Origin of the sequence: Paenibacillus allorhizoplanae (assembly GCF_927798215.1) — a bacterium.
Taxonomy (GTDB): Bacteria; Bacillota; Bacilli; order Paenibacillales; family NBRC-103111; genus Paenibacillus_E; species Paenibacillus_E allorhizoplanae.
Genome location: NZ_CAKMMW010000012.1, coordinates 198344 through 209685, shown reverse-complemented (window position 1 = coordinate 209685; position 11342 = coordinate 198344). Strand labels below are relative to the sequence as shown.

Here is an 11342-nt window from a genome sequence, read left to right as displayed (position 1 = left end):
ATTGTACCTTTGCCGTTGTTCACCCATTGTGAACACCTCCTCGTTGTATCTATTATCTTAAATCTGTTAACGAGGTGTCCACTTTTTATTCTAGTTGCAATAATTGGGCAAAATCGGACTAATGCTCTTTCTACATACGTAATCCTCAATTTAAGTCAGAGAAATCGGACTAAACGCAGCAGCCTCTAGGAAAAATTGACTTACAGCCTTCCGTCACTGACCCCTCTCCCATCTCCAGCCCGCTGGATAGTCAGCGCCAAGCGACACTGGCAAACGACCTTGTGGTGTCACCATTCCGAGCAGTGCACGCGCCGTACTATGCAACGCCAGCGGCCGGCTTTCGTAGGCCGCAACGAACGTGGATACGCCCGGAAACTCTAGCAGGTCGTACGGCACGCGCAGCGCGACAACGACCAGCGGCTTGCCGAGCGTTTGCAGTTCGCGCACCAGCGCGACCTGCGCAGGATGGAATCGGGCGTTGTACGTCCCGATGACGATCTGCTCCGCGGCTGCCGCTTCCGCAAGCACCGCGGCGCGGCGATCGTTCACCTCCGCAAGCGGGAGCACGCGGTCGATCACGTCCAAGCCGTGCTCGGCCAGCGCAGCCCCCAAGCTTGCGACGCCCGCATAGGCTTCGTCGACGCCCGACGAAACCGCCGCGGCCACGGTGATCGCCAGCGTCCGCACGCGCGGCAGCGGAAGCAACCCCTGCTCGTCCTTGACGAGCGTGATGCTTGCTTCGCTAAGCCGCGCGGCAACCGCGCAATGCGCCGCGGTCCCGACCTCAAGAGCAGCCTCATCATGAGGCTGCTCAGCTAGAACCCCGCGCCGCGCTTTCAGCGCCAGCAAGCGCCGTACCGAAGCATCAATATGCGCTTCAGAGATACGCCCTTCGCGCACCGCCTGCTCGATCGCCGCAATGGCTCCGACCTGCAGATCTCGACGATGGCTGATCAACACCAGATCAGCCCCTGCTTCAACCGCCATGACGGCAGCGGCAACCGTGCCGTAATGCTCAGAGATCGCGTGCATCTCCATACAATCGGTCATGATGACACCGTCATAGCCAAGCTCTTCTCTTAGTAATCCGGTCAGAACAGTCTTCGAAAGTGTTACCGGCAGTTTCTTAGACTCTAATGCTGGAAAATAAATATGCGAGGACATAATCGCATCGACTCCACCCTCAATCGCCTCTACGAAAGGTACAAGCTCTATTGCGCGAATTCGCTCTTCATCATGTGTAATCGTCGGCAAATCCAGATGCGAGTCCACATTCGTGTCCCCATGACCAGGAAAATGCTTAGCGGTTGCCACGACATTTGCGTCTTGGAAGCCCCGTACAGCCTCTCGGCCATACTGAGCGACTTTCTCCGGCGACTCGCCGAATGAGCGCACGCCAATAACCGGATTATCCGGGTTGTTGTTCACATCCAGATCCGGTGCGAAGTTCAGATTGATACCGAGCGAGCGCAGCTCTTTACCCGAAATAAGGGACGCTTCATACGCTCCCTCTGGACCTGCATCTCCGGCGGCTAGCGCCATAGAACCCGGCATGAGAGCGACCCCCTCGGTAATGCGGGCAACCATGCCGCCCTCTTGATCGATGGAAATCCAGAGCGGCAATGTGCCGTTACGCTCCGCTATTTCCTGCAAACGGCCGGATAACGCAGCAATTTGCTTGGTATTCTGTACATTACGGGCAAAATAAATAACACCGCCGATGCGCTGTTCCGCGATTAGCGTTTCCAGCGATTCTGACGGTTCCGTGCCTTCAAATCCGCAAAGAATCATCTGTCCGATTTTCTCCTGCAGCGACATCTCATGAATTTCTCTCATCTTTATTACCATCCCTTGTCACTTAATCACTGCAAACGGTTCAGCGCCATGAGCGCAGCACCGCTAGCGGCATCTCTCTTTGGTGTTATACAGGTCATAGCTGGATAACGTTCTTTAAGCCCATTAATAAAAGCTGTTTGAATGAAGCTATTCTTAAGCAGCGCACTCCCTGCCATCGCAAGAACACCTTCTTGCATCGAAAGCTTTTCCGTAACAGGTACAACCAGTTCTAGCAACGAACGAGCACTTTTGTCGGCGATAGCCAATGCCGCTTCATCCCCAAGCTCGCATGCTTGGGATAAAATAGGTGCTAGCGCAGCGATATCCTTCTTATTGGTCTGTTTGTCGTAGACAAACCCGATGATCTGCTGAATCGATGTCATGCCTAATTGCTCAAACACCATTCCTGTAATGACCGTCGCAGGCAAACGTCCATCATGAGCCCGTACTACGACAGAAAGCAGATCTCTTCCTATGCTGTAGCCACTGCCCTCATCATCAATGAGGTAGCCATAGCCACCAGCTCGATGAGTGTCACCAGCTTCATTTTTGCCATAACAAATCGAACCTGTCCCTGCAATTAGAATGATCCCCAGTTCCCTGTTATGTGCGCCGCTTAGTGCAGTATCTTGATCGCCGGTAATGAACAGTGGCCCCTTATATCCACACGCCCGAACACTGGATTCCAATCGGGTCGTGACCGTTGGATTGCTCACGCCAGCCGCCCCGATGCACACTTGTGCGCAATGCCCAAGCCCATCGCATACGCGATCAATTGTCCGAAAAATCTCCGCTAGACTAGCTTGAACACTCGCCTCATCCTGGCCATTATAGTTAATAGCCCCCGATGTAAACGTGTGAACCTCGAGACCGCTCTCATCCACGATGGTTACTGCGGTTTTCGTACCTCCCCCATCTAGTCCCGCTACATATCTCTTCATATATGATCGTCACCTCCTAATGCCTCTAATGCTCTCTAATAGAGATGATAGGGCTGCTTTCTGCGAGCAAATTCCCGGCTTTCTTCACGGAATTGTTCCAGCATAGCCGGAACGTCAACCCCAGACTCACGATAGTGGCTGCCGCCGCCAAGCAAATCAATAAATGGTCGTGAACCCTCTTTAAATGGTGGTAAAAATGAAAATTGCTCATAATTGTTCTGAATCGTGTACATCAACGTAACACTTATATCAATGGGGCGAACCGCACGATTGTCGAGGACATGAATTTGCACACCTGCGCACTGTTCTCCCTGAAATTTAGAAAAAGTCGGTTTAAAATAGACAGGACGGAACACGACGCCTGGCAGCTTTTTCCCATTCATTTCATCCGCTAACTTCTGAGCATCAATGAACGGAGCACCGATAACCTCAAACGGGACTGTCGTTCCTCTGCCTTCCGACAGGTTAGTTCCTTCTATAATACAAGTACCAGGATACAGCACCGCTGTCTCAAATCGAGGAATGCCAATGGAAGGCATAACCCAAGGACGACCTGTGTCCGAGAACAGCATGTTTCGCTCCCAACCTTCGCAGCGTACTACATGCAGCTTGCCATGCCACCCCTTTTCATCGTTCGCCATCATAGCGACCTCTCCTGGCGTCAATCCGTAACGTACACTGAGCGGATAGTTGCCGACAAAGGATTCGAAGCCGCTTTTGAGCACATTGCCTTCTACCGTTACCCCATCCAGCGGATTAATGCGGTCCAGAACGACAAACTCTTTGCCTGCCAACGCACAATCTTCCAACGCATAAAGCATCGTATACAGGAAAGTATAGTAACGGGTACCTACGTCTTGAATATCGTAGACGATGATATCGACCTCATCCAACATCTCCTGCGTCAGACGTTTGGAATCTTTCCGATACAAACTATAGACGGGAACTTCCGTCAATGGATCCACATACGTGTCGACCAGCGCACCTGCTGCTAGATCCCCACGAACGCCGTGCTCTGGCGAAAACAAAGCCACCAGGTTGAACTTCTCATGAAAGATTTGTATGGTCGATACAAAATCCTTGTTTAATCCCGTAGGTGCTGTAATCAGCCCTACACGTTTACCTTTGAACAAGTGATCATACCGTTCTATACAATCGATACCATTTAAGATCATCGCTGCCTCCCCAACCTTGCCTTGATTTTAAAATGACTGCAACAAGCTTAAGCCTCGTTACAGTCATTTGGTATTTTTTATGATTTAGTTTTTAGGATGTTAATTTTATAATTCCGATTGACGAATCCGCATTGTTTCTTCAGGAACCATGAACGTCTGCGCATATTCTTTTCTCGCTTCAAGACCGCGTACACGCATCAAATGCTTGTAGTATTCCAAGTATTGGAACGATTTACTGCCTGTTACGAACCAATGCGTCGAAACTGCCTTCACCCAGAGATCAAACGCCTCTTTCGGGAAATCGACATAGACGTAAGGAACGTAATCAACGGCATCCTCCCAGTTTTCTGCGTAATACAATTTAGCTGCAAAGTGGGCTGGCTTCTCTCTCTCAAACGAGGCTAACCCGGCGAAAAAGCGCGCATCATTCACAATACGGTGAGTCGTCATATGATCCTTATGCATGCTGTTTTTAAAGTGAGTTATGATCACGTTCGGACGCACATCGCGAATCACATCGCATACGCGATAGCGCATTTCTTCATTATCTTGCAGTTCACCGTCCGGAATGTCAAAAACGATGGAATCCCCGCCTAACATCTCGGCAAAGGTTTTAGCCTCATTCACTTTTTGTGCACGATATTCCTTCATGTCTTGTCCAGCAGGAACGCCACGTTCCCCAGCAGTTAACGCTAAAGTAACAATTCGATCACCCTTCAGAGAGTGGTGGGCTAATACACCGCCTGCCGTTAATTCCGCATCTCCGACGTGACCTCCGATAGCTAGAATGGTCATTTTTGGCTCGCTCATTATGCAAACTCCCTTCTCATGACAGCAAATAGTTTCACAGTTTGAAAACCTGCTCGTTCATAAATCCGGATAGCTGGATTCGACATACCTGTAAATAACGACATGTATTCGGTCCCTATTTCCTGAAACGCTTCACATAGCTTGTAAAATAAAAGACTGCCTAAACCATGACCCTCGTGCTCAGGAAGCACGCCGATACCGGCAAAATAACCTCGGCCATTCGCTTGACGAATGACGGGTCCTGCAAAGCCAATGGTCTTGCCCTGGTAAGCAGCGATGACAACTGGCACGCCATTTGCCGTAGATGCGCCGATCTCCTTTTGCCATAATGGATTCCCAAAGCCCTCAAGCATGTCTTCCACACCAGTGTGCTTACCCGGGTCAAACATGTCGATCGTATACCCTTGGGCGCTCGCTTTGGCTTCTTTCACGCTATATTCCTCTGGCATCGCAAACGCTGACAAATGGAGATACATGGCGCATTGCTTCGCACGTTCGAAATAGCCTACACCTAGCAAAAACGTATATAACTTACTATCTACCGGTACACCCGGGGCATTATTATGCTCATGCTGAGGTGTATCCGGGATGTACCATGGCAATAACATCGGATTAAAAAAAAGGATATCGGCTTGCTTTTTACCCAACTGTTTAAAGCGGTCTTCCAAAGCAGTTAATAGCATTAAATAGTTATCATCGGTGTCAAAACCGCTCGCTAACACGATACATGTGATATATCCGGCCACATCGCCAAGCGGAAGATCATCTCCTGTACATCCACAGGCAAAACCGATGACCTTATCATTGGCTAGTAGAAGAAACGTGCCGTCTTTATCAAAGTAACGATTTCCCGCAAAAATCCCATCAAAGCTTTGTTCAGTAAGCTCCTTATAGCCATCCTTCACCGCGGCTTCATTCCATAACGCGATGACGTCACTCCGATAGGAAGCATCCCAAGTTACTAGCATGATGCAGCTGCCTCCTTTTAACCCGAGATTAGCCCTTCACTGCACCTACAGTTACGCCTTCCAAGAAGTACTTCTGTAGGCTAAAGAATAGAACAAACATAGGTAATGCTGAGATTGTTGCCCCAGCCATCATTGGCGCGATATACGTCGTGTTGGCAAAACGGAAGTTTTTGAGACCAACCTGAATCGTCTGCATTTCCATCGTATTCGTAACAAGTAGCGGCCAGAAGAAAGTGTTCCAGCTATCCATAAAGGTCAGAATTGCCATAACTGCCATAACCGTTTTGGATAGTGGCAAAATGATCCGAATATAGATTTGGAACTGGCTGCATCCTTCTATTTTGGCACTTTCCATAATCTCGTTCGGGATACTGCTCATGAATTGCTTCGCCAAGAAAATGTTATACACGGTTACTAGCCCCGGCATAATCAAAGCACTGTACGTATCTTGCAAATTAAATACATTCACAACCAGAATGTACAATGGAACCTGTGTAACTTGATAAGGGATCATCATGGACATTAGTAACAATCCGAACAGGAAGCCTCTACCCTTGAAGCGAAGCTTCGAGAAGGCATACCCGGCCATACTTGCAAAAATCACATTTGAGACCGTTACCGTTGCAGCCACGATGAGTGAATTCAATAACCAACGATAGGAGTACTCACTATAATCAAAGAAGAACTTAAAGGAAGCAAAGGAAACTTTGGTTGGGAAAATCGAATAACTAACCGCACCAGCTTCTACAGGATCTCCGAGTGCAGAAATGAACATAAAGTAAATCGGAAAAATCGTCGCTAGAGCAAAAAGAAGAAGGACGATAAAAATGATTGAGTTACGCATTGTTTTTACTTTTGGATTGCCTGCATGATTACTATATAAAGACATTTGTTATCTCCCCCTTCTTAATACTCGACGTCTTTCCCCGCATATTTAAATTGAACAACCGATACTGCTGCTATGATAACGGCTAGAATCAGAGATTGTGCCGCTGCTTTGCCAAATTCAAAATACGTAAATGCATTGTTGAAGATGAGTAATCCCACCATCGTCGTTGCATTGTTAGGTCCGCCACCTGTCATCAGGTAAGCGTTCTGGAACACCTGGAAGGAACCGATCACACCAGTTACTAGCAGGAATAAGGTTGCTGGTTTAAGACTAGGAACGACGATGTGCCAAAGTTTTTGGAGAAAATTCGCTCCATCGATCTCAGCAGCTTCATAATACGTATCATCAATTCCGAGCAAGCCGGCCAAATAAATAATGATGCTGGTACCATGACTGGACATCCACGACATGAATACCAATGAAAACATAGCTGTTTTACTAGAACCCAGCCAGTTCTGATTCTCAAAACCAAAGAAATGAATAAGTTGATTTAGAATTCCACCCTCTAAAGGATCGAAAATCCAAAGCCATACGACAGACAATGCAACGCCTGAAGCTACAACAGGTAAATAGTAAATACCTTTAAAAAAGGACTGAGTTTTCTTTCTAAGCGGCAGAATCAAGACTGCAATCGCCATCGAGAGAAACAGGTTAACCGGTACAGTCAAAACCGTATACACAAGCGTATTCTTCATGGCTTGCCAGAAGAGGCCATCCTTCAATGAGCTTGCATAGTTATCAAAGCCGACATAGGTGGAGCCTAATGGTTTGTACTTTTGCAAACTAATGATGAACGCGCTTACGACCGGGTAGGCGGTGAACATGGCAAACACAAGTAAGGACACAGCAATAAAGATATATCCCCAGGCGCCATCTCCCTTAATTCCTTTTCGTTTTATCGACTTAGCTACAGCCATACAATCCAACCCTCTTTTCGAACTTGCTTAAAATGATTCGGATAGTCGTGCAATGTTCTGCCCGACTATCCGAGGTTTATACCCTATTCTTAGTCTTTAACGATTCCGTCAGCACCGAAGGCAGCAATAGCAGCAGCTTTAACAGCTTCATACATCGCTTCAGGTGTAACCTCACCTGCGATTAGACCTTGGAATTTAGGAACGATAACTTCTGTTTCTAGCTTAATCGCTTTAGCAGACAATTCAGATGGAATGTCAGAGCGAGCTGGTGTTGCATTTTTAAGCATATTGTCTACAGCTGCAACGTTGTCAGGATTTCTGTCAATTTTCATGTTAGCTGCTTCTTTTTTAGCGCTTTGCGTAATGTGTGCCGCGAACAAATCGTTGTTTGTCGTTGCTGCAACCTTACCGCTAGCTAGGAAGTAAGCCGCTTTTACGACATTTGCTTTGTGTTCTGCAGTTGGTTCTTTTTTACCACGGAACGTCATGTAACCATCTACAACTGTTGCAGCAGAAGGCTTCGCACCTTGGAACGTTGGCGCTGGCAATACGATATAGTCAACTGGGATACTGTCTTTTACCGCGGAACCGTCAGCAGCTTTAATCTTAGCGTTATTCGTTTTTGCAGAGTTCTCGAATGTAGCAAGACCTTTACCTGTGATCATCGTTTGCCCCGTTAAGAACATGTTCCAACGTTTACCTGCATCCACCGAGCTAAGCTCTTTCGGCATGGAACCATCGTCGATCAATGCACGAAGATCTTTCAACAAGCCTAAGTAGTTTTTGCTAGTATACGCATATTTCAAGTCTTTATTAAACGCATGCGGCATGCCTGCATTTTTGGCCATAATCCCTAGGTAATCCACAGCGGCTACGCCTTTTACCGCGAATACGAAGCCATATCTTGTTTTACCATTCTCAGTAACTACACCTTTTTTGATGGCTTGACGGAATTCATCGTACGTCCAACCGTTTGTCTGTACTTTTTTCCAATCAATGCCGGCTTTCTCTAAGTACTCTTTGTTACCGCCAAGTGCATGAACTTCCATATAAGCTGGGAAGCCGTACAAGCCTTTGCCGTTCTTCATATATTCAAGTGGAGCTTTATCGTAATCACTAATCATTTCAGGCGTTGCTGTACTCGTAATATCCATCAACAAACCTTGCTCGATGTACTTCGGAATGCCATCAGATCCACCAAAAGCGATATCCGGCGGGCTTCCTGCGTTCACTTGTGTATCAAGCTTTTGTTTCACATCTTCCCAGCTAGCTGGTTCGATTTTCAATGTAAGATTCGGATAAAGCGCCGTGAAATCTTTGGAAATTTGCTCGAAATTCTTCTGATAGTTCGGTGAAACCGGAGGAAGCAAGGCTGTGATCGTGTCTTTCGCAGTGCTGGCCGTAGCTGCAGGAGCTGTTGAACCTGCTGGTGTAGTCGTTTCTTTCGTACCAGAATTACTGCCACAGGCTGTTAGAGCCATTGTTAAAGCTACGACAGAAGCTAATATGGGCATTTTTCTTTTCATGAAAAACAAACCTCCTAGGTTAGGGATCCTTGATTGTAGCTCAAGTCTCTCCTTTTTTGTTTTAAAATGATCAAACCACTTTGACAAAGGTACGTATGGCTCTCTTCAAACTACCCTCACACTGTTCTAACGCATCGATCGCTTCCTTCACTTCCATGCCAGTTTTAATCATCATAATGGCAAGTTTACAGTTCATGGACGCTTTCTCAAGATGAGCAATCGCTGTGGATTCATCCACCCCAGTCGCAATCCGAATGATGCGAATAGAACGATCGTACAACTTGATATTACTAGCCTTCATGTCAACCATGAGATTGTTATATGTCTTTCCAAGCTTAACCATTGTTCCAGTTGTCAGCATGTTAAGCACCAGCTTCTGTGCTGTACCCGCCTTCAGACGAGTAGATCCCATAATTACTTCCGGCCCAACCACTGGCGCGATGCATACATCTGTCACAGCTACCAATTTGGAATTCTTGTTATTCACGACACCAATTGTGGCGGCACCAATTTCTTTCGCTTTCTTCAAGCAAGCGATAACGAATTGTGCACTTCCGCTGGCTGTGATCCCAATTACCGCATCCTTAGCTGTTACTCCGCATCGTTCAATGAGGGCGACCCCCTCCTCAGCGTTGTCTTCAAAACCTTCCACTGCTGTTCGTAGTGCTCCATCGCCACCGGCGATATGACCTTGCACCAACATTGGATCAATACCAAAGGTTGGAGGACATTCAGATGCATCAAGCACACCGAGTCTGCCAGAAGAACCAGCTCCTACGTAGAGCATCCTGCCACCGTTTCTGAGAACTTGATGCAAGATATCAACCGCTTTCATGATCTGCGGTATCTCGGCTCCGACTGCTGCTGGAACCAATGCATCCTGTTCATTCATCATCTGAAGCATTTGCTCTGTTGAACATTCGTCAATTGTCTGTGTCTTCTCATTAATCTCTTCCGTAGTTAAACCCGATAGATACTCATCCATAGCTGCTGTCCTCCTGCCTGCTGTACTCTTTACTGGTCTAATACTAACGAAAAATTTTAACTTGGTCAATACTTTTTGAAATTTTATTTTATCGTAAAATAAAATATTGATTTTTTATTTCTTAAATTTCGACAAAAAAACGACGCCTGGAAGGACATCGTTAGTGTGTTCGATTCGCTTATTTCCTATGCTTGCTGCTAGCAATAATGTCGTGTGTTTTGGCCAAATACTTCTTCACATGCTTATATTCGCTGCTCGCTACCCCTGCAAAAAGAATGTCAATCACGGTCAACATCGCTATGCGCGAACCCATAGCTCCGCTTCGAATCGTGATTTCCGGTGTCGAAATGCTGAGTACGATATTCGCATTATCTGCTAGGGAGCTTTTATTATACTTGGTAATGGCAATAATCGTGGCGCCATTCTTCTTGGCGATTTCAAGCGTATCTAGAATTTCAATCGTGCTGCCCGAATTGGAAATGAAGATCGCGACATCACCTTTCCCAAGCAACGTGGCTGCCGTTAGTTGACTATGGCCATCCGTGTAGGTGTGGCACATCTTGTTGATGCGTGAGAATTTCTGCTCAGCATCCATCCCAACTAGACCAGATGCACCGATCCCGAAGAAAACAATGCGATTGCAAGCCACTAACACTTTGACTGCGCGGGCAATTTCGTTTCGATCAATGACGCTGAGCGTGTCTTCAATCGATTTACTATTATTGTGCGAAATGTTAGAGATAATCGTAGAGAGATCATCACCCGGTTGAATATCCGTATATTGGTCTTTCTGCTCCTCATCCATCGATCCCAGCGAAGCTGAAATGCTTACGATAAAGTTACGATAACCCTTATATCCCATCGTTTTGCAGAAGCGCAATACAGAAGCATCACTTGTTTTCGTTGATTGAGCGAGACTTTTAATCGAGAGATGTGGAATCTCGTCCACATTGTCTAATATATACTCAGCCACTAATTTCTCCACGGGAGTTAGACTGTCTTTCATATCGCGAATTTTGATCAAAATATTATCATTTATTGACATATAGTTTCCCTACTCACTATAGATTATCCGTGCTGAAATCACCTCAATCATACGGATAATTAGGCGAAAACACAAGATCCTTCTGTAAATCATCTGTAAAATTTAATACTATTAAGGAAATTTTATTTCAATTTCATTGCACTAAAATGAAATATTATGCCGACATCTGAGCCTATGAATCCCGCGACGCATAAAGGGAAAAACCCCGTTCGAGAATCGCACTCGAGCGGGGTTCATTGTGCTATAGGCT

At 46.6% G+C, this 11342-nt stretch carries 10 protein-coding genes; all 10 read right to left on the bottom strand.

Features of this window, described 5'->3' with window-relative positions:
• Window positions 1-213 precede the first annotated feature (213 nt).
• The 10 genes from nagZ to L6I86_RS20110 all read right to left on the bottom strand — a co-directional run bounded on the left by nagZ (window position 214) and on the right by L6I86_RS20110 (window position 11092).
• Window positions 214-1836 carry a beta-N-acetylhexosaminidase gene (nagZ, locus tag L6I86_RS20155; protein ID WP_236289982.1) on the bottom strand — a complete coding sequence of 541 codons (1623 nt, stop codon included), beginning with the start codon at window positions 1834-1836 and terminating at the stop codon, window positions 214-216.
• A gap of 26 nt (window positions 1837-1862) precedes the next feature.
• Window positions 1863-2777, bottom strand: a complete 915-nt coding sequence (locus L6I86_RS20150; protein WP_236289981.1) for an N-acetylglucosamine kinase — start codon at window positions 2775-2777, stop codon at window positions 1863-1865.
• Window positions 2778-2812: 35 nt separating this feature from the next.
• Entirely contained in the window at window positions 2813-3952 is a 1140-nt protein-coding gene (locus tag L6I86_RS20145; RefSeq protein WP_236289979.1) for an exo-beta-N-acetylmuramidase NamZ family protein, read from the bottom strand.
• A 105-nt stretch (window positions 3953-4057) separates the two neighbouring features.
• A complete protein-coding gene (locus tag L6I86_RS20140) occupies window positions 4058-4762 on the bottom strand; it encodes a PIG-L deacetylase family protein (protein ID WP_236289977.1) in 705 nt (234 codons plus the stop codon).
• The gene (locus tag L6I86_RS20135) at window positions 4762-5730 is read right to left on the bottom strand and encodes a GNAT family N-acetyltransferase (protein ID WP_236289976.1); all 969 of its coding nucleotides are present in this window, start codon (window positions 5728-5730) and stop codon (window positions 4762-4764) included. Before L6I86_RS20135 ends, L6I86_RS20140 begins: the two co-directional genes overlap by 1 nt.
• Window positions 5731-5758: 28 nt before the next feature.
• The gene (locus tag L6I86_RS20130; RefSeq protein WP_056617800.1) at window positions 5759-6619 is read right to left on the bottom strand and encodes a carbohydrate ABC transporter permease; all 861 of its coding nucleotides are present in this window, start codon (window positions 6617-6619) and stop codon (window positions 5759-5761) included.
• Between the two features lie 17 nt (window positions 6620-6636).
• Complete coding sequence (locus L6I86_RS20125; RefSeq protein ID WP_056617797.1) at window positions 6637-7536, bottom strand: carbohydrate ABC transporter permease; 900 nt, start codon at window positions 7534-7536, stop codon at window positions 6637-6639.
• An 89-nt stretch (window positions 7537-7625) separates the two neighbouring features.
• Entirely contained in the window at window positions 7626-9062 is a 1437-nt protein-coding gene (locus L6I86_RS20120; RefSeq protein WP_236289974.1) for an ABC transporter substrate-binding protein, read from the bottom strand.
• A 70-nt stretch (window positions 9063-9132) separates the two neighbouring features.
• A complete protein-coding gene (gene murQ, locus L6I86_RS20115) occupies window positions 9133-10047 on the bottom strand; it encodes an N-acetylmuramic acid 6-phosphate etherase (RefSeq protein WP_236289972.1) in 915 nt (304 codons plus the stop codon).
• 178 nt (window positions 10048-10225) lie between these two features.
• A complete protein-coding gene (locus L6I86_RS20110) occupies window positions 10226-11092 on the bottom strand; it encodes a MurR/RpiR family transcriptional regulator (protein ID WP_056617789.1) in 867 nt (288 codons plus the stop codon).
• Window positions 11093-11342: the final 250 nt, after the last annotated feature.

Excerpts from the sequence above, each read along its gene's own strand:
- L6I86_RS20150 (WP_236289981.1), bottom strand. The coding sequence starts at position 2,777 with ATGAAGAGATATGTAGCGGGACTAGATGGGGGAGGTACGAAAACCGCA.
- L6I86_RS20120 (WP_236289974.1), bottom strand. The coding sequence starts at position 9,062 with ATGAAAAGAAAAATGCCCATATTAGCTTCTGTCGTAGCTTTAACAATG.
- L6I86_RS20110 (WP_056617789.1), bottom strand. The coding sequence starts at position 11,092 with ATGTCAATAAATGATAATATTTTGATCAAAATTCGCGATATGAAAGAC.
- L6I86_RS20145 (WP_236289979.1), bottom strand. The coding sequence starts at position 3,952 with ATGATCTTAAATGGTATCGATTGTATAGAACGGTATGATCACTTGTTC.
- L6I86_RS20135 (WP_236289976.1), bottom strand. The coding sequence starts at position 5,730 with ATGCTAGTAACTTGGGATGCTTCCTATCGGAGTGACGTCATCGCGTTA.
- L6I86_RS20140 (WP_236289977.1), bottom strand. The coding sequence starts at position 4,762 with ATGAGCGAGCCAAAAATGACCATTCTAGCTATCGGAGGTCACGTCGGA.
- L6I86_RS20125 (WP_056617797.1), bottom strand. The coding sequence starts at position 7,536 with ATGGCTGTAGCTAAGTCGATAAAACGAAAAGGAATTAAGGGAGATGGC.
- murQ (WP_236289972.1), bottom strand. The coding sequence starts at position 10,047 with ATGGATGAGTATCTATCGGGTTTAACTACGGAAGAGATTAATGAGAAG.
- nagZ (WP_236289982.1), bottom strand. The coding sequence starts at position 1,836 with ATGAGAGAAATTCATGAGATGTCGCTGCAGGAGAAAATCGGACAGATG.
- L6I86_RS20130 (WP_056617800.1), bottom strand. The coding sequence starts at position 6,619 with ATGTCTTTATATAGTAATCATGCAGGCAATCCAAAAGTAAAAACAATG.